Source organism: Streptomyces sp. NBC_01320 (assembly GCF_035974375.1).
Lineage (GTDB): Bacteria > Actinomycetota > Actinomycetes > Streptomycetales > Streptomycetaceae > Streptomyces > Streptomyces yanii.
In genome coordinates, this window is the sequence record NZ_CP108390.1 from 5,824,367 (window position 1) to 5,844,962 (window position 20,596).

The following is a 20,596-nucleotide window of genomic DNA, read 5'->3' on the forward strand; positions in this document are numbered from 1 at the left end:
GCGGGTGCACGTCACAACGGGAACAGTGCGACGACAGGGCCTAAAGAGCGTCGAGGGCCGGTGACGTGGCCTGGCGTACGGCGGCCACCGTGCTCGCCTCCAGCGCCGCGACACCTGCTTGGCTCTTGGGCCCCAGCCCGTGGCGGGCGGCGAGCCATGAGGCGTCGTTGCAGGTCACCCAGGTGTCGCCGGCGGCGTCCTGCCAGGCCAGCGCCTTTGACGGGAGGTCGATGCCGGCGGTCTGCCGGTCCTGCATCAGCTGCGTGCCGCCCTCCGGCTTGCCGAAGATGAGCAGCTCGGTCGGCCGGAGTTCCAGGCCGATGCGGGCGGCATGGTCCGCATGGTCGATCCGTGCGAACACCTGGAAGCCCGAGGTGGTGATCGCCTCCTGGAGCCGGTCGATCGTTTCGCGGACGGACCCGTTGCAGGCGACGGTGACCAGGCCGTCGTCTGCGTCTGCTTCTGCAGTCATGTTTCCGACACTAGGCGAGGCCCGGGCCCGAACCCGTGACGACAGCGGGGCGGTGGGCCGGATGGCCCACCGCCCCGCTCACTCGATCGCCGGACCTACTGGATGACCGTGATCCGGTCCGTGACCGGCGGGGCCAGCGGCGCCGCCGCCGACGAGTGGGCCGACAGGTACGCGTTGAACAGGTCCAGGTCGGAGGCGCCGACGAGCTTGTTGGTGCCCTGGCCGAGCGCCGCGAAGCCGTCACCGCCACCCGCGAGGAACTCGTTCATCGCGACGCGGTACGTCTTGGCCGGGTCGATCGCCGCACCGTTCAGCTTGATCGTGTCGACGACGACGCGAGCCGCGCCGGTCTTCGTCATGTCCAGCGTGTAGGTGAGTCCCTTGGACACCTGGAGGATCTTCGGGCTGGCCTCGTTGGAGCCGCTGACCTGCTGCTGGAGTGCGGAGATCAGCTGGGTGCCGGTCAGGTCGACGACGTTCATCATGTTGGTGAAGGGCTGCACGGTGAAGGACTCCCCGTACGTCACCACCCCGTCGCCCTCACTGCCGGTCGCCTTGTACACCAGGTCGGCGCGGATACCGCCCGGGTTCATGAAGGCGACGACCGCCCCGCCCTTGTCCGCCGGGGCCAGGCCCTCGAGCTGAGCGTCGGCGATCAGGTTGCCGAGCGGCTTCTCCGGGGCCGTGGAGCCGCGGCCGTCGATGTCGGCGGAGATGTAGCCCTGCGGCCTGTTCGCGATGGGCGCGGCGAGGGCGTTCCAGCGGGCGATCAGGGCCGTCATGTCGGTGGCCCTGGCCTGGTCCCGGGTGACGACGTGGTTCGCCGAGGTCGGGTTCGAGGAGCTCGACGACTTCACCGACGTACGCACGATGTCCTTGGTGCGGCGGTCGTACGTGAGGGTCGTGTCCGTGTACAGCTTGCCGAACGACGACGCCGAGGTGACCAGGCGCGGGTTGCCCGCCGGGTCCGGCACGGTGCACACGTACGCCTGGTGCGTGTGGCCCGTGACCAGCGCGTCGACCTTCGGGCTGATGCCCTTGGCGATCTCCGCGATCGGCCCGGAGATGCCGTCACCGGCGCCGGGGCTGTCGCAGTCGTAGTTGTACGAGGTGGAGGCCGGGGCCCCGCCCTCGTGGATGAGCGCGACGATGGACTTCACGCCCTGCTGGTCGAGCTCCTTGGCGTACTTGTTGACCGTCTCGATCTCGTCGTGGAACTTCAGGCCCTTGACGCCGTTGGCGGTGACGATGTTCGGCGTGCCCTCCAGGGTCACCCCGATGAAGCCGATCTTGACGCCGTCCTTCTTCCACACGGTGTACGGCTTGAGGATCGGCTTGCCGGTCTTCTCGTCCGTCACGTTGGCGGCGAGGTAAGGGAAGTCGGCGCCCTGGAAGGTCTTGCCCTTCTCGTAGCACCCCTCGACCGGGTGGCAGCCGCCGTTCTGGAGACGGGCCAGCTCGGTGGCGCCCTCGTCGAACTCGTGGTTGCCGACGGTCGTCACATCGAGGTGGATCTTGTTGAGCGCCTCGATGGTCGGCTCGTCGTGGAAGAGACCGGACAGCAGCGGGCTCGCGCCCACCATGTCGCCACCGGCCGCGGTGATGGAGTAGGGGTGGCCCTGGCGTGCGGTGCGCAGCGAGGAGGCGAGGTACTCGACACCACCGGCCGGAATCGTCTTCGTCGTGCCGTCGGCCTGCTTCTCGGTGACCGTGCCGGCCGAACCGGCCGGCGGCTCCAGGTTGCCGTGCAGGTCGTTGAAGGAGAGCAGCTGGACGTCGACGGTGTTGGCGGGCTGCTGCCCCTGGCCCTTACCGAGGCTCTGGGCATCGGCCGGCATCGCGGCGACGAGGGCGCCGACGGTGGCCAGCCCGGCCGCGGCGGCGAGCACCCGCCGGGAAGCACGGATCTTATGCGGTGTCGCTGACATGGGTCCCCTAAAGAATTCAGCGGGAGGGTTCGGCTCGGAGCCTAGAGTCAACGCGCGTAGCGCGACAGGTGTTTCGAGTTACGAACTGGTTGCCTTGTGGTCAGTAAGGGCGTTTATCACCGCACTTCACCCGTACGACACCCAAATGCAGGCAGGAACGTCACGGCATACAGGTCACCGCAGGCCGGTACGCCGGCGCCGACGGGCCGGGACCGCCCGGCGGCCGCGCTCACCCCGCGAAGGCGGTCCGACCCGCACCGCACACCGCCGATCGAGGCCGCAACGCCCCGCTCCGCCCCACCAGCACCCCGCCCCGCCGTACGCTCGTACGCATGACGACTGATGTACCCCTCCCCGCTCCGGGACGCGAGATCCAGACGCTCGACGAGCTCTCTCCCGACCAGGCCGGAGCCGTCCTCGACCTGCTCGGCGAGGCGACCCGCGCCGACGGCAGGCCCGCAGTCTCCGAACAGGGGCGACTGCAGCTGCGGGGCGGGCCCCGGGAGGGCGTACGGCACCTTCTGCTCACCAGCACGGGAACCCTCGTCGGATACGCGCAGCTCGAGGACACCGACCCCGTCGAGGCACCCGCGGCCGAGCTGGTCGTGCATCCCGCGTACCGCGGGCAGGGGCACGGGCGTGCGCTGGGCGCCGCGCTGCTCGCCTCGACCGGGAAGCGGCTGCGCGTATGGGCGCACGGCGGGAAGTCCGCCGCCCGCCATCTCGCCCAGGTCCTGGGCCTCTCCGTCTTCCGCGAGCTGCGCCAGCTGCGCCGCCCGCTGAGCCCGCTGGACATCCCTGAGCCCGTACTGCCGCCGGGCGTCACCGTCCGTACCTTCGTGCCCGGCCAGGACGACGCCGCCTGGCTCGCCGTGAACAGTGCCGCGTTCGCCCACCACCCCGAGCAGGGGTCGCTCACCCAGCGCGACCTGGACGACCGCAAGGGTGAACCCTGGTTCGACCCGAAGGGGTTCTTCCTGGCCGAGCGCGAGACCGAGGGCGGGACCGAGCTGGTCGGCTTCCACTGGACGAAGGTGCACGCCGAGGAGCAACTCGGCGAGGTGTACGTCGTCGGCATCCGGCCCGACGCGCAGGGCGGTGGTCTCGGCAAGGCGCTCACCGCGATCGGGCTTCGCCACCTCGCCGCCGAGGGGCTGCCGACCGCGATGCTCTACGTCGACGCGGACAACCCGGCGGCACTGACGGTGTACGAGCGGATGGGCTTCGCCACCCATGAGGTGGACCTGATGTACCGCACGGAGTCCTGAGCCCGCACACCATCCTCCGGGGCGGCGTCGCTTGACGCCGCCCCTTCCTTCCGACACGCTTTCACTACTCAATTAGTGAAAGCGGTGAATATGGCAGAGTCCGCGGCGATCGACTTCCGCATCGACCGGCGCAGCGGCGTCGCCACGTACCTCCAGATCGTCCAGCAGACCAAACAGGCCCTTCGCCTCGGACTGCTGGAGCCCGGCGACCGGCTGCCCACCGCACGTGAGGTCGTCGAGGCCACCGCCATCAACCCCAACACCGTGCTCAAGGCCTACCGCGAGCTGGAGCGCGAGGGCCTGGTAGAGGCCCGGCGCGGGATGGGCACATTCGTGCGCCGGACCCTCGGCACCCCGGCCACCACGGACACACCCCTGCGGGGAGAACTCACCGACTGGGCCCGCCGGGCCCGCACGGCGGGGCTGGAGCGCGACGACATGGCAGCGCTCTTCACCGCCGTACTGGACAGCACGTACAAGGGGGACGACCGCACATCACAGGCGCTGCGATCGAGGCGACCGGCCTCGGCATGAAGTACCGGCGAAGATCGTCCGGGTCCGGGCCGCAGAGGGGGGGGCGGCCCGGACCTCGCACACGCAGCGCGACGCCGCAACCCGCACCGCACACCGCTTCCTGCACGTCATGTCGCCGTTACCGGCCATTCAGACGCGCTTGCGACCCTCTCAGGATGCAGCCAGCTGTGCCGACCCCCCGCAACGGGAGAAATCCCGGCAGAGACCCCGTGTTTTCCGCGATCTCCGCCCCTTCCGACGCGCCGCAGGCGCCTTCCGCGCGGAACAATAGGGCCATGAGCCAGTTGCCCAGCTCCGAGGTCCCGGTCCAGCCCGCCGTGCAGCCGTCGGTCGGCTCTCTCGCCGCGCACCGGCCGCATGCCGTCGCCTCCCCGAATTACGCGGGAGCCGGTCTTTCCATGGCCGCCGACCTCGATCCCGATCTCGACGCCGACGTGGACGTGTACGAACCCGACGTCGACGGCAGCGAGCTGCCGCAGGGCCGGTTCCTGGACCGGGAGCGCAGTTGGCTCGCATTCAACGAACGGGTGCTGGAGCTCGCCGAGGACCCGGCGACTCCCCTCCTCGAACGAGCGAATTTCCTCGCGATCTTCGCCTCCAACCTGGACGAGTTCTTCATGGTCCGGGTGGCAGGTCTCAAGCGCCGTATCGCCACCGGCGTCGCCACCCGCTCCGCATCCGGTCTGCAGCCCCGCGAGGTGCTCGACCTGATCTGGACGCGGTCCCGCGAGCTCATGGCCCGGCACGCCGCCTGCTACCAGCAGGACATCGCGCCCGCACTGTCGGACGAGGGCATCCAGCTGATCCGCTGGCCGGAGCTGACCGAGAAGGAACAGGCCCGGCTGTTCACCTTCTTCCGGCAGCGGGTCTTCCCCGTACTGACGCCGCTGGCCGTCGACCCGGCGCACCCCTTCCCGTACATCTCGGGCCTCTCGCTCAACCTCGCGGTCGTCGTACGCAACCCGGTCAGCGGCCACCGCCACTTCGCCCGCGTCAAGGTGCCGCCGCTGCTGACCCGGTTCCTGGAAGCGTCGCCGCAGCGTTACGTGCCCATCGAGGACATCATCGCGGCGCATCTGGAAGAGCTCTTCCCGGGCATGGAGGTCCTCGCCCACCACATGTTCCGGGTCACCCGGAACGAGGATCTCGAAGTCGAGGAGGACGACGCCGAGAACCTGCTCAAGGCCCTGGAGAAGGAGCTCATGCGGCGTCGCTTCGGCCCGCCGGTGCGCCTGGAGGTCGAGGAGTCCATCGACCCGTACGTGCTCGACCTGCTGGTCCGCGAGCTGAAGGTGTCCGACGCCGAGGTCTACCCGCTGCCCGGACCGCTCGACCTCACCGGGCTGTTCGGCATAGCGTCACTGGACCGCCCGGAGCTGAAGTACCCCAGGTTCATCGCGGGCACCCACCGCGATCTCGCCGAGGTCGAGTCCTCCTCGGCGCCCGACGTCTTCGCCGCGCTGCGCGAGCGCGATGTGCTGCTGCACCACCCGTACGACTCGTTCTCCACCTCTGTCCAGGCCTTCCTGGAGCAGGCGGCGAGCGACCCGGACGTGCTCGCGATCAAGCAGACGCTGTACCGGACCTCGGGCGACTCGCCGATAGTCGACGCCCTGATCGACGCCGCCGAGTCCGGCAAGCAGGTCCTCGTACTCGTCGAGATCAAGGCCCGATTCGACGAGCAGGCCAACATCAAGTGGGCGCGCAAGCTGGAGGAGTCGGGCTGCCATGTGGTCTACGGCCTCGTCGGGCTGAAGACGCACTGCAAGCTCTCCCTCGTCGTCCGCCAGGAGGGCGACACGCTGCGCCGCTACTCGCACGTCGGCACCGGCAACTACCACCCCAAGACCGCGCGGCTGTACGAGGACCTCGGCCTGCTGACCGCCGACCCACAGGTCGGGGCGGACCTCTCCGACCTCTTCAACCGGCTCTCCGGCTACTCCCGCCGCGAGACGTACCGCCGCCTCCTCGTCGCCCCCAAGTCCCTGCGCGACGGGCTGATCTCCCGGATAAACAAGGAGATCACGCACCAGCGGGCCGGTCGCCCCGCCTACGTACGGTTCAAGGTCAACTCGATGGTCGACGAAGCGATCATCGACGCCTGCTACCGGGCCGCCCAGGCGGGCGTTCCGGTGGACATCTGGGTACGCGGCATCTGCGCGATCCGCCCCGGCGTCACCGGCCTCTCCGAGAACGTCCGGGTCCGCTCGATACTGGGCCGCTTCCTCGAACACTCCCGGGTCTTCTCGTTCGGCAACGGCGGCGAACCCGAAGTGTGGTTCGGCAGCGCCGACATGATGCACCGCAACCTCGACCGCCGGATCGAAGCACTGGTCCGGGTCACCGACCCCGCCCACCGTGCCGCGCTCAGCCGGCTCCTGGAGACCGGCATGTCCGACACCACCTCCTCCTGGCACCTCGGTCCCGACGGGAACTGGACCCGGCACGCCACGGACGCGGACGGCCAGCCCCTGCGGCACGTACAGGAAATGCTCATTGACGCCCGGAGGCGCCGGCGTGCGACGCCCTGACCACCAGACGACGACCCGGACGGACGTGTCCGCGGGCGCGGTCCTCGCCCCCTACCTGCAGGAACAGGCCGCGAACTTCCTTCGCAGCCTGCGTCTGCACCGCGAGAACAGCGCCCCCACGGACGCCGGGACACTCGCCGCCGAGCAGGCCGCCGGTGCGCTGCGCCGCTCGGCCCGCCGCATCAGCGGCACCCTGCACACCTTCCGGTCGGCACTCGAACCCGGCTGGGCCGAGCAGCTCCGTACGGAACTGGCCTGGCTCTCCGGCACGTTGGCCCGCGAGCACGCGTACGCGACCCGGCTGACCCGGCTCCTCGAAGCGCTGCACGCCCTGTCCGGCACCCCGCTGCCACCGCCCCGCACACAGCGGACTTCCGCCGCCGGCACCGATATCGATGTCACCCCGCACGACGCCGCCGAGGGCAAGGAACGGGCCGCACTCGGCGTCGGTGCGGCCCGGGCCGGAGCGCTGCTGGAACGGCAGCTCACCCTCGCCAGGACCCGTGCCCACTCGGCGGCCCTCCAGGCGCTCGGCTCGTCCCGGTTCCACGCGGTCGCCGACGCGGTCGCCCTGCTCGCCTCCGAGGTCCCGCTCTCCGCCACGGCCACGGCCCCGGCCGCCGAGATGCTGCACGGGCCCGCGGACCGGGCCGAGCAGCGGCTGCTCGGCGCGGTGGCCGCGCTCCCCTCCGACGAGACGGTCGAGCCGTACAACGAGGCGCACGACGCGCCCTGGCACCAGGCCCGCCTTCTGCTGCGACTGCACCGGTACGCCCACGAGGTGGTACGCGGCGCCCCCGACCCGGTCCTGGCCGCCTCCGGACACGCGCTCGACCTGCACCGGGACGCGGCGGAGGCAGCCGCGGCGGCGGCATCGGCGGCCCGTACGCCGAGGATCGCGCCGGCCACCGCCTACGCCCTGGGGGTGCTCCACGCCGACCAGCGGCACGAGGTGGAAGCGGCCCGCGGGGTGTTCCGCGAGACCTGGCCGTACGCGACGGCGGCTGTGACCGCGCCATGAGCGGCGGGACCGTGCAGGCCGCGGGGTGTGTGCTGTGGCGCCGGTCGGAGCAATCCGGGGAGCTGGAGATCTGCCTGGTCCACCGGCCCCGTTACGACGACTGGTCACATCCGAAGGGCAAGCTCAAGCGCGGCGAGCCGGCGATCGACGCCGCCCTGCGCGAGGTTCTGGAGGAGACCGGCCACCACTGCATACCGGGGCCCCCGCTGCCCACCGTCCGGTATCTCGCGAACGGCCGCCCCAAGGAAGTCCTGTACTGGGCGGCCGAGGCGACGGACGGCGTGTTCGTCCCCAGCGACGAGGTGGACCGCATCCTCTGGCTCCACCCGGAAGCGGCCCGCACCCAGCTCACCCAGCCCCGCGACCGCGACCTGCTGGACGCGCTGCTGATCAGCGGGTGACGGCCGGTGCGGTGCCTGGGGCCGGGGTGCGGGGCCGCCGCGGGGGCGGTGCGGTTCTCGCACCCGGGTCCGGGGGGCGGGGTTCCGTCCTCAATCGCCGGACGGGCTGGATTCTCGGCGCCGTGCCCCGGGGGCGCCGCCGCACCGTGCGGTGGGTGGTGGGCGGGACCCCTCCGGGGGCAGGCGACGGTGCCGCCAGGGGCCAGGCCGACGCCTCAAGCCCGTCCGGCGATTGAGGACGGAACCGGTCACCCCGGACCCGGGCACCGCACCACCCAGCAGACCCGCCCCACCCAGGGGCCCCGCACCACGACGACGGGAACCAGGCCGCCCGCCACGGTTCACCTCCTGTTCACTCTCCCCCGTAAGCCGCTTCACCTGTTGTGCCTAATTTCGGCAGTACATGGTGCGCGGCGAAACGCCACACCACCCATCACATCGCACGCCGTCGTAGAACGAACAAGACCTCGGCGGCTCCTGGAAGGAAAAACCCGAAAGTGAAGCTTCAGCGCAAGAACCGGCTTCGTGCCACCGCGCTCGGTGCCCTCGCCGTCTCCAGCGCCCTGGTCCTCACGGCGTGCGGTTCGGACAACAACAGCGGCGGCGGCAGCACGGGCGGCAGCGGCGAGAAGACGAGCGCCGCGTCGAACATCAAGTGCGACGACGCCAAGGGCCAGCTCCTCGCCTCCGGCTCCAGCGCGCAGAAGAACGCCATGGACCTCTGGGTCAAGGACTACATGGCGGGCTGCAAGGGCGTAGAGATCAACTACAAGTCGTCGTCCTCCGGTGAAGGCATCATCGCCTTCAACCAGGGCACGGTCGGCTTCGCCGGCTCCGACTCGGCGCTGAAGCCCGAAGAGGTCGCGGACTCGAAGAAGATCTGCAAGACCGGCCAGGGCATCAACCTCCCGATGGTCGGCGGCCCCATCGCGATCGGCTTCCACCTCGAGGGTGTCGACAGCCTGACGCTGGACGCCCCCACGCTCGCCAAGATCTTCGACGGCAAGATCAAGAAGTGGAACGACCCGGCGATCGCCAAGCTCAACAGCGGCGCGAAGCTTCCGGACAAGGCGATCCAGGCCTTCCACCGCTCCGAGGACTCCGGCACCACGCAGAACCTCGGCAAGTACCTCGCCGCCACCGCGCCGAACGACTGGAAGTACGAGCCCGAGAAGAAGTGGCCGGCCCCCGGTGGCCAGGCCGCGTCCGGCTCGGCCGGTGTCGCCGCCCAGGTGAAGCAGGTCGACGGCTCGATCGGTTACTTCGAGCTCTCGTACGCCTCGTCGCAGTCCATCTCCACGGTCGACATCAACACCGGTGGCTCCACCCCGGTCAAGGCCTCCTCGGAGAACGCCTCCAAGGCCATCGCCGCCGCCAAGATCAAGGGCACCGGCAAGGACCTGGCGCTCGACCTCGACTACACCACCAAGGCCGAGGGTGCGTACCCGATCGTCCTGGTGACGTACGAGGTCGTCTGCGACACGGGCAACAAGCCCGAGACGCTCTCCACGGTCAAGTCCTTCCTGAACTACACCGCGAGTGACGAGGGTCAGAAGGTCCTCACCGACGCCGGTTACGCGCCGATCCCGACCGAGATCAACGCCAAGGTCCGCGAGACCATCGCGTCCCTCTCGTAATCAGAAGCAACACCCATAACACCAGCTGAAACCCAGCTCCACCAGCAACACCCGGCAGGCCGGCCCGGTGCACCCCTCCGGACCGGCCCGCCGGCACCACCCCCATCCGGTGCACCGCCGCCAGGGGAGCGCGTCGCTCCCCCACACAGACCGGAAAGACCATGGCTTCCTCCACACCGATAGACACGCCACCGGTACCCCCGGTGCAGCGCAAGCGCGCCAGGCCCAAAGCCTCCGGACGCGCGGGCGACAAAGTCTTCCTGGGCCTCTCACGGGGTTCAGGCATTCTGCTGCTCGTGATCATGGCGTCGATCGCCATGTTCCTCACGTACCGCGCGACCCTCGCCATCTCCAAGGACGAGGGCAACTTCTTCACCACGCTGGACTGGAACCCGGTCGGCGACAAGCCGGTCTTCGGTATCGCGGTCCTGCTCTTCGGCACGATCGTCAGCTCGATCATCGCGATGGCCATCGCGGTTCCGATCGCTGTCGGTATCGCCCTCTTCATCTCGCACTACGCGCCGCGCAAGCTGGCCGCACCCCTCGCGTACGTCGTCGATCTGCTCGCGGCAGTGCCGAGCATCGTGTACGGCATCTGGGGCGCCCTCTTCCTGGTCCCGTACCTGGAGGGGCTGAACCTCTGGCTCGACCAGTTCTTCGGCTGGACGTACGTCCTGGAGAAGACCGAGGTCGGCGTCGCCCGCTCGCTCTTCACCGTCGGCATCCTGCTCGCGATCATGATCCTGCCGATCGTGACGAGCGTCAGCCGCGAGGTCTTCCTCCAGGTCCCGAAGATGAACGAGGAAGCCGCCCTCGCTCTCGGCGCCACCCGCTGGGAAGTCATCCGCCTCTCGGTGCTGCCCTTCGGCCGCTCCGGCGTGATCTCCGCGTCGATGCTGGGTCTGGGCCGCGCACTCGGCGAGACGATGGCCGTCGCCACGGTTCTGTCGCCGAGCTTCGTCATCTCGGCCCATGTGCTCAACCCCGGCGGCGGAACGTTCGCCCAGAACATCGCCGCGAAGTTCGATGAGGCCGACCAGTTCGGGCGCGACGCCCTGATCGCCTCCGGCCTCGTCCTCTTCATCCTCACCCTGCTGGTCAACGGCGCGGCCCGCCTCATCATCGCCCGCCGCAAGGAGTACTCGGGGGCCAACGCATGAGCCAGGCAGCCAACACCGGCATACAGGAACGCCCCGCCCCCACAGCGGCCGCTTCCCGCAACAGCCTCAGCAGCCGGTCGCTCCCCCGCTGGGCCCCGGCCGCCTTCGCGGGCGCCGCGATCGTGCTCGGCGTCGGCATCGGCGCGGCGGCGGGCTGGCAGAGCCGCATCCAGTGGGGCCTGCTCTCCGCGGTGCTCTTCGTCGTCATCTCGTACGTCACGACGTCGGTCGTCGAGAACCAGCGCCAGGCCAAGGACCGGCTCGCCACCAGCATCGTCTGGGTGTGCTTCCTCCTCGCCGTCGTGCCGCTGGCCTCGCTGGTCTGGACCACGGTCAGCCGCGGCGCGAAGGTCCTGGACGTCTACTTCCTCACCCACTCCATGGCCGGTGTGCTCGGCACGGCGCCGGGTGGCGGTGTTTACCACGCCCTGATCGGCACCCTGGAGCAGGTCGGCCTCGCCACCTTGATCTCCGCCCCGATCGGCCTGCTGACCGCCGTCTACCTGGTGGAGTACGGCAAGGGCGCGCTCGCCAAGGCCGTGACGTTCTTCGTCGACGTGATGACCGGTATCCCGTCCATCGTCGCCGGTCTCTTCATCCTGTCGATCATGCTGATGGCGCAGCTCCAGCCGTCCGGCCTGATGGGTTCGCTGGCGCTCACGATCCTCATGATCCCGGTCGTGGTCCGCTCCACCGAGGAGATGCTCAAGCTCGTCCCGAACGAGCTCCGCGAGGCATCACTCGCCCTCGGCATCCCGAAGTGGCGCACCATCCTGAAGGTGGTTCTGCCCACCGCGATCGGCGGTATTACCACAGGTGTGATGCTCGCCATCGCCCGGATCGCCGGCGAGACCGCACCGATCATGCTGCTGGTCTTCGGCAGCCAGCTGATCAACCCCAATCCCTTCCAAGGCGCACAGTCGTCGCTCCCCTTCTACATCTGGGAGCAGTACAAGATCGGCAGCGAGGCGTCGTACGACCGCGCCTGGGCCGCCGCTCTGGTCCTGATCGCCTTCGTCATGATCCTCAACCTGGTGGCCCGCGGTATCGCCCGCTGGAAGGCCCCGAAGACCGGCCGCTGACGCGGCACGAAAGAAGCAGTGATTCAGATGGCCAAGCGCATCGACGTCAGCGGCCTGTCCGCCTATTACGGCTCCCACCTCGCCATCGAGGACATCTCGATGACCGTGGAGCCCCGCTCCGTGACCGCCTTCATCGGCCCGTCCGGCTGCGGCAAGTCCACCTTCCTTCGCACCCTGAACCGGATGCACGAGGTCACCCCCGGTGGCCGCGTCGAGGGCAAGGTCCTGCTGGACGACGAGAACCTGTACGGGTCCCACGTCGACCCGGTCACGGTGCGCCGCACGGTCGGCATGGTCTTCCAGCGACCGAACCCGTTCCCGACCATGTCGATCTTCGACAATGTCGCGGCCGGCCTGAAGCTGAACGGTTCGTACAAGAAGGGCCGGCTGGCGGACGTCGTCGAGAAGTCCCTCCGTGGCGCCAACCTCTGGAACGAGGTCAAGGACCGCCTGAACAAGCCCGGCTCCGGCCTCTCCGGCGGTCAGCAGCAGCGCCTGTGCATCGCCCGTGCGATCGCGGTCGAGCCGGATGTGCTGCTGATGGACGAACCGTGCTCCGCCCTGGACCCGATCTCCACCCTCGCCATCGAGGACCTGATCGGCGAGCTGAAGGAACGCTTCACGATCGTCATCGTGACGCACAACATGCAGCAGGCGGCCCGCGTCTCGGACCGCACGGCGTTCTTCAACCTCGCGGCGGTCGGCAAGCCCGGCAAGCTCGTGGAGATAGACGAGACGGAACGGATCTTCTCCAACCCGTCGGTCCAGGCGACGGAGGACTACATCTCCGGCCGTTTTGGGTGACCAAGGACAGCCTTTGGGGTGCTGCATGGCGGTGCCACCCTTAAGGCAAAGGGTCCGCCCCCGCTCCTCACAAGGGAGCGGGGGCGGACCCCTTTCACTTCAAGCCCGCGGGGGGCGTCACTCACCCGAACAGCAGAACGACGACCCCGTAACTCGTGGCAGCGACCAGTGCCGCGGCGGGCATCGTGATGAACCACCCGAGGATGATGTTCTTCGCGACCCCCCACCGCACCGCGTTGACCCGCTTCGTGGCCCCCACACCCATGATCGCCGAGGTGATCACATGCGTCGTGGAGATGGGCGCGTGGAACAGGTAGGCCGAGCCGAACATGATCGACGCACCGGTCGTCTCCGCGGCAAAGCCCTGCGGCGGGTCCAGCTCGATGATCTTCCGGCCGAGCGTCCGCATGATCCGCCAGCCACCCGCGTACGTACCCAGCGAGAGCATCAGCGCGCAGACGATCTTCACCCAGACCGGGATCGGGTCGCTCGGACTCTCGACATCGGCGATGACCAGCGCCATCACCACGATGCCCATCGTCTTCTGCGCGTCCTGCAGACCGTGCCCGAGCGCCATGCCTGCCGCCGAGACCGTCTGGGCTATGCGGAATCCGCGCTTGGCCTTGTGCGGGTTGGTCTTCCGGAACAGCCACATGATCGCGACCATCACCAGATAGCCCACGATCAGACCGACGACCGGCGAGACGAACATCGGGATGACGATCTTGTCGAGCACCCCGTTCCAGTGCACCAGCGTTCCGCCGGCCAGCGCCGCACCGACCATGCCGCCGAACAGCGCGTGCGAGGACGACGAGGGCAGACCGAAGTACCAGGTGACGAGGTTCCAGATGATCGCGCCGACCAGGGCGGCGAAGAGGATTCCCATCCCCTTCTGCCCCTCGGGCGTCGCGATCAGGCCCTCACTGACGGTCTTGGCGACTCCCTGTCCCAGGAAGGCACCGGCGAGGTTCATCACCGCGGCCATGGCCAGGGCCGCCCGCGGGGTCAGCGCCCGGGTGGAGACCGAGGTGGCGATGGCGTTCGCCGAGTCGTGGAAGCCGTTCGTGTAGGTGAAGCCGAGCGCGACACCGATGGTCACGATCAGCGCAAAGGTGTCCACGTGGTTCAGGACTCCTTGACCGCGATGGTCTCCACCGTGTTGGCGACGTGCTCGAACGCATCGGCCGCCTCTTCCAGCACATCCACGATCTGCTTGAGCTTCAGCACCTCAATGGCGTCGTACTTGCCGTTGAAGAGATGGGCGAGCAGCTTGCGGTGGATCTGGTCGGCCTGGTTCTCCAAGCGGTTGACCTCGATCCAGTACTCGGTGAGGTTGTCCATCGTGCGCAGGTTGGGCATCGCCTCGGCGGTCAGCTCGGCCGCCCGCGCCAGCACCTCGATCTGCTGCTCGACGCCCTTGGGGAGTTCTTCGATCTGGTACAGCACGACCAGGTCGACGGCCTCCTCCATGAAGTCCATGATGTCGTCGAGCGACGATGCGAGGTTGTAAATGTCCTCGCGGTCGAACGGCGTGATGAAAGAGGAGTTCAGCTGGTGGAAGATCGCGTGGGTGGCATCGTCCCCTGCGTGCTCCGCTGCCCGCATACGTTCCGCGATCTCGACTCGGGAGGCAGAGTCCGCCCCGAGCAGTTCCATGAGGAGTTTCGAGCCCGTGACGATGTTGTCCGCGGATGCGGAGAACATGTCGTAGAAGCTCGTCTCCCTGGGGGTCAGACGAAAGCGCACGTGGGGTCCTCGGGATGCTTTGGTTTCGGTCAGGCTGATGCTAGGCGCATCATCCGGCCACGGCTAACCGGCATTCTTCAGTGTCGCGCATCGGACACGGTGATCAGCACGGGCCCCCGGTCACGGTTCAGCCGAATTCGTTAGAATATACCCACCCGGGGTATATAAAGCGCAGGGTAAAGGGAAAACGGGAGGCAGCAATGACCACCACCGAGACCACAGAGGCGACGGAACCCACCGAGGAAGCGGCGGAGATCCTCACCGACCACGACCGCGGCATACACGGCTACCACCACCAGAAGGCCGACCACGTCAAGCGGCTGCGCCGGATCGAGGGCCAGATCCGTGGTCTGCAGCGGATGGTCGACGAGGACGTCTACTGCATCGACATACTCACGCAGGTCTCGGCGTCCACCAAGGCCCTCCAGTCGTTCGCGCTCCAGCTTCTCGAGGAGCACCTGCGCCACTGCGTCGCCGACGCGGCGGTCAAGGGCGGCGAGGAGATCGATGCCAAGGTCGAGGAAGCCACGAAGGCCATCGCCCGCCTGCTCCGCACCTGAGGCGGCACCGCTGGAGGTCGCACCGTGTCCGGTCGCATCGCCCGGGGCACCGTCCGACGTGCGCTTTTGTCCGTCAACCCCGACGATCACCCTGCCGGGGGACGGCGGTGAGTTCGGTGCCCGCCCCGACGTTGAGCACCTCGTCGATACGGTCCGCACTGAGCCGTTCCCCGATCGCGGCCGACGCCGCGATCATCAGCTCACCGCATAGCTCGATCTCGGCGAGGGCCACATGGTCCTGAACGGTCCGAGTGCTGAGCGTCACCACGTACGTCACCTCTCACTGCCGTCGCCGACTTCCTAGCGTAGGGAGCGGACCACTCGCCGCGCATGGCACGGACGGACCATTTCGGCCGCGCCGGATGCCTACGCGCCCGGCCCGCCGCCTCCGCCGCTACCGCTGCCCCTGCTCGATCTGCCCGGTGTAGATGTCGCGATCATCCGGAAGATGCACATTCACGGGCACCCCGAACCCGAACAGCAGCGTCGTCGACACCACCTGCACCGCCGGTCCCTCGTTGGCGAAAGTGAACCGGTGCCGCACCTTTCGCAGCCGCCCCGCCTCGTCCAGATACGCGTCGAACGGCACCGCGTCCGTGCGGAACCCTTTCGCCGCCGCGGCCAGTGCGCCACGCGATTGCGGCGAGGCGGTCCGCGCCGCGCGTCCGAGATCCGCGGTCCCCCGGTAATGCCGGACCATGACCCCGGCAAGTTCGCTCTCCCCCACGTACGTCACTCTGTCCGCGCCGCGCAGCAGTTCGGCGGCCGCCATGGGATCGGTGACCCCGCCCGTGACGAGATTGCCGTCCTCCAGGGCTGTCGTATCGACCCTGACCCACTTGCCGACGGGGACTCCGGCACCACGGTTCTTCATGTAGAGCGCACCGGGGGCGAGAAGTTCGGTGATGGGGCGGTGTTCGTACTCGCCCGCGGCGTCCTTCGGCAGCACCACGGTGAGCCGGCCCAGCTGCCTGCGGAAGTCGTACGTCCCCCGGCCGGTGATCGTCACCCGTGTCCCGCCTGCCGCGGTCTCCATCGACGTACGCACCTCGGCGCTCCCGGCGACGTCGCGGCTCCCTGGCCGATTCCCGTCCCCCGTCCCGGCGAGCACAGCCGCCGCCCGGTGGATCGCATCGAGGGAATCGCCCCCACCCCGCTCGTCCACCACGCTCCGGCCGCCGGCATCGATCCCGTCCCGGCCACCGCTGTCCGAGCATCCGGCGGCCGCCGCCATCACGCCCACCACGGCGAGGGCGCAGACAGCGCGCGCCCTGCCACCGGACCTGTGCTGCTGCACCACCATCGCCTGCCAACCCCCAACGACGTACCGCTTGCCCGAGCCCCCCACCCGCCCCGTATAACGACCCACCCGTGCCCCCCGTCACGCCGTCCTCGGGGGCCTCACGGACGGGTGCCCGTTCCCAGTACCGTGGACGCGTGTACGACCAACACACCGCGGAGGTCACGCCGACCGCTCCCGCTACGCTGCCGACGCCCCCCGCCCACGAGCCCTTCACCATCGAACGCGGCTCGTTCTGCATCGCCCGCTGCGCATGCGGGTGGACCGGCCCGGCCCGTCGCTCCCGCGACCGCGCCCGCACCGACGCCGAGGAACACCGCACCGCCCGCTGATCACGGGATCACGGATCACCGACAACCGATCCACCCGGCGGTCGCCCGACCGATCGACCCGCGAGGCCATGACCCGGAGGTCCGATGAACCTGCCGAACCGGCGCACCCTGCTCACCGCGGGCGCGGCAACAGCCCTGGCCGGCGCCACGGCAACCGCCTGCAGAGGCACCGGCACGGGTTCCTCGGCCACCGCCACCCGCACATCGCCCACACCGGCCGGCTCACCGTCTGCCACAACCGGCAAGGCGAACTGGCCCGCCCTGGCCAAGAGCCTCGACGGCACCCTCGTGCGCCCCGAGGACGCGGCGTACCGGACGGCCCGCCAGCTCTACAACACCCGCTTCGACGGCCGGAAACCGGCAGCCGTCGCGTACGTCCGGCACGAGGCGGACATCCGTGAATGCCTGGCCTTCGCCCGCCGCAGCTCCACCCCCGTCTCGATCCGCAGCGGCGGCCATTCCTACGGGGGCTGGTCGAGCGGCAACGGGCGCCTGGTCATTGACGTCTCGTCACTCTCCCGGGTCGACCGGGACGGCACCGTCGGCGCGGGCGCCAAACTCATCGATGTCTACCGGGGTCTTGCCCGGCACGGTCTGACGGTCCCCGGAGGCTCCTGCCCCACGGTCGGCATCTCCGGTCTCACGCTCGGCGGCGGCCACGGCGTCACGTCCCGCGCGTACGGCCTGACCTGCGACAGCCTCACCGCGGCAACGCTCGTCACCGCCGACGGCACAACCGTGACCGCCGACGCCAAGCACCACCCCGACCTCTTCTGGGCACTGCGCGGCGCGGGCAACGGCAACTTCGGCGTGGTCACCGAGCTGACGTTCCGCACCCGCCCGGCCCCGCGGACCGTCACCGCGTACATGTCGTGGCCGTGGTCGCGCGCCCGGTCGGTCATCGCCGCCTGGCAGGAGTGGGGCCCGGACCAGCCGGACGAGATCTGGTCCTCCGCGCATCTCGCGGCGGGACCGGGCGGCGGCAATCCGACCGTGTCGGTCGCCGCGTTCAGCCTGGGGACCTACGGAGACCTCCAGAACGCCGTCGACCGCCTCGCCGACCGGATCGGCGCATCGGCGTCCTCGGTGTCGCTGCGCCGCCGCAGCTACGAGGAGGCGATGCTGGTGTACGCGGGCTGCTCCGGCATCAGCGACGCACAGTGCCATCTGCCGGGTACGACACCCGGCCGCACCGCGCAGGGCGCGCTCCAGCGCGAGACGTACGCCGCCGCGTCCGACTTCTTCGACCACTCCCTGTCCCCGGCAGGCATAAGGACTCTCCTCGACCGGACCGAGGCGTTCACCCGGATCGGCGTGACCCCGAGCGGCGGCGGCGGATCGATCACGCTCACCGCGCTCGGCGGGGCGATCAACCGGGTCGCCCCACAGGCCACGGCGTTCGTCCACCGCCGCTCACGCATGCTCGCCCAGTACATCGCCGCCTGGCGACCCGGCACGGCGGGCACGGCCCAGCAGGACTGGCTGAAAAACACTCACGGGGCGCTGCGGCGCTACGCGTCCGGGGCGGCGTACCAGAACTACACGGACCCGACGCTGACCGACTGGCGGCAGGCCTACTACGGAACGGCGGCCGATCGGCTCGCCCGGATGAAGAAGCAGTACGACCCCGAGCGCCTCTTCACATTCCCGCAGGCGCTGTGACGCAGAACCGGGGGGGCGCGAACGCCCCCCCGGTTCTCCCTCGGACCACTCAGGCAGCAAGATCCTTCTCGCCACCGCTCCCCGACCGCGGGCGCGGCTCCGGGATCCCGAGCGGGCGCCCCTCGCCCGCGGCGGGCACGGGCCGCCGCGACCGCACGAGCCACCCCACCCGCTCCGACCGCGAGACGGCGGCGACGACCGGCGTCAGCAGCGCCATCGCGAGCGGGGCGAGCAACAGTGCGGCAGCTGTGCCGAGCGCGAATCCGCCGACGACGTCGGTCGGGTAGTGAACCCCCATGTAGATCCGGCAGAACCCTTCCGCCAGCGCCAGGGCGATCGCGGCGAGTCCGAATTTCCGGTTGGCCACGAACAGCCCGACGCCGAGGGCCATCGCCATCGTGGCGTGGTCGCTCACGAACGAGAAGTCGTTCTTTCCCGACACCAGGACATCCAGGCCCTGGTGGTCGCGGAACGGGCGCGGACGCTCCACGAAGCCCCGGATCGGAATGTTGACGAGCAGCGCGATCCCGGCGGCGAGCGGCGCCCAGACGATCCCGGCGACCGCAGTCACCGAGTCCTCGGCCGTGCCGCGCCGGCGGACGCTCCACCAGCACCACAGGACCACGAGGACCATGCCGAGCATGATCCCGTACTCGCCGACGAACTCCATGACCCGGTCGAACCAGGTCGGAGCGGACTTCGCGAGCCCATTGATGTCGTAGAGCAGGCTGACGTCGGGGTTCGACCCATCCAGTGCGAGTCCAGCCATCTGCTGCGGCCCCTTGCCTTGTCTGCTGCCGCGGCGCACACCCGTGTGCACCGCAATTGACGAACCCCCGTGTTCGGTTCGACCACTACTTCGATCACTGCTGCGTCAGGTACGCGACTGTGCCGGTCAGCGTCGCATGGTCAGTGCACATGCTGTCCCAGTCCAGGGAACGACGCGCTCCGCGTGTACGTTCCACTCTCCACCGAATGATCACCATGACGTTATCGAAGAGAGACTCATCGTCGCAGCTCAGGGCCCAGGCTTCACGGAGAGTTCCGGCCACGGCCGACTCCCCGTCACGCCGCCGGCCGGGCGGTCGGGAGTGCCGCGGCGCCATCCTTCGTCACGCGTGTCGCACCGAAGTAGTCGGGCGTGTCGATCTTGTCGAAACGGATCACGGCCCCGGTGTACGGCGCGTTGATCATGTACCCGCCGCCGACGTACAGCCCGACGTGGTGGATCGCCCGGGAGTTGGTCAGGTCGTCCGAGAAGAAGACCAGGTCACCGGGGAGCAACTCGTCCCGCGCGGGGTGCGGCCCGGCGTTGTACTGATCGTTCGCCACCCGCGGGAGCTCGATGTCCACGGTCCGGTACGCAGCCTGCGTCAGCCCGGAGCAGTCGAACCGTCCACCCTGCTCCGCCGTGCCGTTCCCGCCCCACAGGTACTTCGTACCGAGCTTCTTCTGCGCGAAGTAGATCGCCCCGGCCGCCTGCCGCGAGGGCTCGACCCGCCCGACCGGCCGGGCGAAGCTCTTCTCCAGCGAACGGATGATCTTGACGTAGTTCTGTGTCTCCGCGATCTTCGGTACGCCGCCCGACCTGATGACCCGGTACGCACCGGCGTTGTAGGCGGCCAGCATGTTGTCCGTCTGATCGCCCGGCACCTTCTTGACGTACCCGGCAAGTTCGCAGTCATAGCTGGCGGCGGAGGGGATGGCATCGGCCGGATCCCATACGTCCCGGTCCCCGTCCCCGTCCCCGTCGATCCCGTGCCCGGACCAGGTCCCGGGGATGAACTGAGCGATGCCCTGAGCGGCGGCCTTGCTCTGGGCCCGCGGGTTCCACCCGCTCTCCTGGTACAACTGCGCGGCGAGGAGCGCGGGGTTGATGGCCGAGCAGAGGTTGCCCCACTTCTGCACGAGCGGCTGGAACTTCGCCGGCACGGCCCCCTTCGCCAGCCCGACGGCCGCGTTGCTGCCGGCGCTGCCGAGGCCGGCGGCAGCGGAGTACGTACCGACGACGAGCAGCGCCACGAAGCACATGGCGACCCCGATGCCGATCCCACCGACCACCCAGAATTTCCGCACCCCTCAACCATCCCCCATCGGGGGCGGGTTCAAGGCCGGTTTCGCGGGTGTGTGCGAGTTGTTCGGAGCACAGGCAGGCTCA

Annotated in this window: 20 protein-coding genes; 12 read left to right on the forward strand and 8 right to left on the reverse strand. The window is 69.3% G+C overall.

All coding sequences use genetic code 11. The features are described 5' to 3' along the window. Window positions 1-40: 40 nt before the first annotated feature. Together OG395_RS26520 and OG395_RS26525 are read right to left on the reverse strand one after the other, a co-directional pair. Window positions 41-472 (reverse strand): DUF302 domain-containing protein, encoded by a 432-nt coding sequence (locus OG395_RS26520; RefSeq protein ID WP_327245168.1) that lies wholly within the window; start codon window positions 470-472, stop codon window positions 41-43. A 95-nt stretch (window positions 473-567) separates the two neighbouring features. Then, window positions 568-2,400, reverse strand: a complete 1,833-nt coding sequence (locus tag OG395_RS26525) for a bifunctional metallophosphatase/5'-nucleotidase (RefSeq protein ID WP_327245169.1) — start codon at window positions 2,398-2,400, stop codon at window positions 568-570. 332 nt (window positions 2,401-2,732) lie between these two features. Between OG395_RS26525 and mshD the strand changes: the two genes are divergently transcribed. From mshD to pstB, 9 genes are all read left to right on the forward strand, one after another. After that, entirely contained in the window at window positions 2,733-3,668 is a 936-nt protein-coding gene (mshD, locus tag OG395_RS26530; RefSeq protein ID WP_327245170.1) for a mycothiol synthase, read from the forward strand. Between the two features lie 90 nt (window positions 3,669-3,758). Continuing rightward, on the forward strand, window positions 3,759-4,202 hold the full coding sequence (locus tag OG395_RS26535) for a GntR family transcriptional regulator (RefSeq protein WP_327245171.1): 444 nt from the start codon (window positions 3,759-3,761) through the stop codon (window positions 4,200-4,202). Between the two features lie 275 nt (window positions 4,203-4,477). Beyond that, entirely contained in the window at window positions 4,478-6,733 is a 2,256-nt protein-coding gene (locus OG395_RS26540; RefSeq protein ID WP_327245172.1) for an RNA degradosome polyphosphate kinase, read from the forward strand. Further along, window positions 6,720-7,754 (forward strand): CHAD domain-containing protein, encoded by a 1,035-nt coding sequence (locus OG395_RS26545; RefSeq protein ID WP_327245173.1) that lies wholly within the window; start codon window positions 6,720-6,722, stop codon window positions 7,752-7,754. Before OG395_RS26540 ends, OG395_RS26545 begins: the two co-directional genes overlap by 14 nt. After that, complete coding sequence (locus OG395_RS26550) at window positions 7,751-8,155, forward strand: NUDIX hydrolase (RefSeq protein ID WP_327245174.1); 405 nt, start codon at window positions 7,751-7,753, stop codon at window positions 8,153-8,155. The genes OG395_RS26545 and OG395_RS26550 overlap by 4 nt, the downstream gene beginning before the upstream one ends. A gap of 497 nt (window positions 8,156-8,652) precedes the next feature. Then, window positions 8,653-9,792, forward strand: coding sequence for a phosphate ABC transporter substrate-binding protein PstS (pstS, locus tag OG395_RS26555; protein WP_327245175.1), 1,140 nt, complete (start codon window positions 8,653-8,655; stop codon window positions 9,790-9,792). 161 nt (window positions 9,793-9,953) lie between these two features. After that, a complete protein-coding gene (gene pstC / locus OG395_RS26560; RefSeq protein WP_327245176.1) occupies window positions 9,954-10,952 on the forward strand; it encodes a phosphate ABC transporter permease subunit PstC in 999 nt (332 codons plus the stop codon). Then, window positions 10,949-12,034 (forward strand): phosphate ABC transporter permease PstA, encoded by a 1,086-nt coding sequence (pstA, locus tag OG395_RS26565; RefSeq protein ID WP_327245177.1) that lies wholly within the window; start codon window positions 10,949-10,951, stop codon window positions 12,032-12,034. The genes pstC and pstA overlap by 4 nt, the downstream gene beginning before the upstream one ends. 27 nt (window positions 12,035-12,061) lie before the next feature. Next, window positions 12,062-12,838, forward strand: coding sequence for a phosphate ABC transporter ATP-binding protein PstB (gene pstB / locus OG395_RS26570; protein WP_266983288.1), 777 nt, complete (start codon window positions 12,062-12,064; stop codon window positions 12,836-12,838). A 121-nt stretch (window positions 12,839-12,959) separates the two neighbouring features. On the opposite strand, the gene OG395_RS26575 is transcribed toward pstB, so the two are convergent. Together OG395_RS26575 and OG395_RS26580 are read right to left on the reverse strand one after the other, a co-directional pair. Beyond that, window positions 12,960-13,958, reverse strand: a complete 999-nt coding sequence (locus OG395_RS26575; protein WP_327245178.1) for an inorganic phosphate transporter — start codon at window positions 13,956-13,958, stop codon at window positions 12,960-12,962. Window positions 13,959-13,963: 5 nt separating this feature from the next. Beyond that, complete coding sequence (locus tag OG395_RS26580; RefSeq protein WP_266983291.1) at window positions 13,964-14,584, reverse strand: DUF47 domain-containing protein; 621 nt, start codon at window positions 14,582-14,584, stop codon at window positions 13,964-13,966. Between the two features lie 200 nt (window positions 14,585-14,784). Here OG395_RS26580 and OG395_RS26585 point away from each other — a divergent pair, with 200 nt between their 5' ends. After that, on the forward strand, window positions 14,785-15,144 hold the full coding sequence (locus OG395_RS26585) for a metal-sensitive transcriptional regulator (protein WP_327245179.1): 360 nt from the start codon (window positions 14,785-14,787) through the stop codon (window positions 15,142-15,144). 73 nt (window positions 15,145-15,217) lie between these two features. Here OG395_RS26585 and OG395_RS26590 read toward each other — a convergent pair whose 3' ends face one another. Both OG395_RS26590 and OG395_RS26595 read right to left on the reverse strand, forming a co-directional pair. Next, a complete protein-coding gene (locus tag OG395_RS26590; RefSeq protein ID WP_376666385.1) occupies window positions 15,218-15,421 on the reverse strand; it encodes a hypothetical protein in 204 nt (67 codons plus the stop codon). 117 nt (window positions 15,422-15,538) lie between these two features. Next, window positions 15,539-16,447: a hypothetical protein gene (locus tag OG395_RS26595; RefSeq protein WP_327245180.1), complete on the reverse strand. Its 909-nt coding sequence runs from the start codon at window positions 16,445-16,447 to the stop codon at window positions 15,539-15,541. A 134-nt stretch (window positions 16,448-16,581) separates the two neighbouring features. Between OG395_RS26595 and OG395_RS26600 the strand changes: the two genes are divergently transcribed. Continuing rightward, window positions 16,582-16,776: a hypothetical protein gene (locus tag OG395_RS26600; RefSeq protein WP_327245181.1), complete on the forward strand. Its 195-nt coding sequence runs from the start codon at window positions 16,582-16,584 to the stop codon at window positions 16,774-16,776. Between the two features lie 84 nt (window positions 16,777-16,860). Beyond that, a complete protein-coding gene (locus OG395_RS26605) occupies window positions 16,861-18,438 on the forward strand; it encodes an FAD-binding oxidoreductase (protein ID WP_327245182.1) in 1,578 nt (525 codons plus the stop codon). A gap of 49 nt (window positions 18,439-18,487) precedes the next feature. On the opposite strand, the gene OG395_RS26610 is transcribed toward OG395_RS26605, so the two are convergent. Next, the gene (locus OG395_RS26610) at window positions 18,488-19,207 is read right to left on the reverse strand and encodes a phosphatase PAP2 family protein (RefSeq protein ID WP_327245183.1); all 720 of its coding nucleotides are present in this window, start codon (window positions 19,205-19,207) and stop codon (window positions 18,488-18,490) included. A gap of 296 nt (window positions 19,208-19,503) precedes the next feature. Continuing rightward, window positions 19,504-20,514, reverse strand: a complete 1,011-nt coding sequence (locus OG395_RS26615) for a C40 family peptidase (protein WP_327245184.1) — start codon at window positions 20,512-20,514, stop codon at window positions 19,504-19,506. Window positions 20,515-20,596 lie beyond the last annotated feature (82 nt).

What these genes read in the sequence shown, in the direction of transcription:
- OG395_RS26535 (WP_327245171.1), top strand. Translation starts at nt 3,759, where the DNA reads ATGGCAGAGTCCGCGGCGATCGACTTCCGCATCGACCGGCGCAGCGGC.
- pstA (WP_327245177.1), top strand. Translation starts at nt 10,949, where the DNA reads ATGAGCCAGGCAGCCAACACCGGCATACAGGAACGCCCCGCCCCCACA.
- OG395_RS26520 (WP_327245168.1), bottom strand. Translation starts at nt 472, where the DNA reads ATGACTGCAGAAGCAGACGCAGACGACGGCCTGGTCACCGTCGCCTGC.
- mshD (WP_327245170.1), top strand. Translation starts at nt 2,733, where the DNA reads ATGACGACTGATGTACCCCTCCCCGCTCCGGGACGCGAGATCCAGACG.
- OG395_RS26595 (WP_327245180.1), bottom strand. Translation starts at nt 16,447, where the DNA reads ATGGTGGTGCAGCAGCACAGGTCCGGTGGCAGGGCGCGCGCTGTCTGC.
- OG395_RS26610 (WP_327245183.1), bottom strand. Translation starts at nt 19,207, where the DNA reads ATGGCTGGACTCGCACTGGATGGGTCGAACCCCGACGTCAGCCTGCTC.
- OG395_RS26585 (WP_327245179.1), top strand. Translation starts at nt 14,785, where the DNA reads ATGACCACCACCGAGACCACAGAGGCGACGGAACCCACCGAGGAAGCG.
- OG395_RS26605 (WP_327245182.1), top strand. Translation starts at nt 16,861, where the DNA reads ATGAACCTGCCGAACCGGCGCACCCTGCTCACCGCGGGCGCGGCAACA.
- OG395_RS26550 (WP_327245174.1), top strand. Translation starts at nt 7,751, where the DNA reads ATGAGCGGCGGGACCGTGCAGGCCGCGGGGTGTGTGCTGTGGCGCCGG.
- pstC (WP_327245176.1), top strand. Translation starts at nt 9,954, where the DNA reads ATGGCTTCCTCCACACCGATAGACACGCCACCGGTACCCCCGGTGCAG.
- OG395_RS26540 (WP_327245172.1), top strand. Translation starts at nt 4,478, where the DNA reads ATGAGCCAGTTGCCCAGCTCCGAGGTCCCGGTCCAGCCCGCCGTGCAG.
- OG395_RS26525 (WP_327245169.1), bottom strand. Translation starts at nt 2,400, where the DNA reads ATGTCAGCGACACCGCATAAGATCCGTGCTTCCCGGCGGGTGCTCGCC.
- pstB (WP_266983288.1), top strand. Translation starts at nt 12,062, where the DNA reads ATGGCCAAGCGCATCGACGTCAGCGGCCTGTCCGCCTATTACGGCTCC.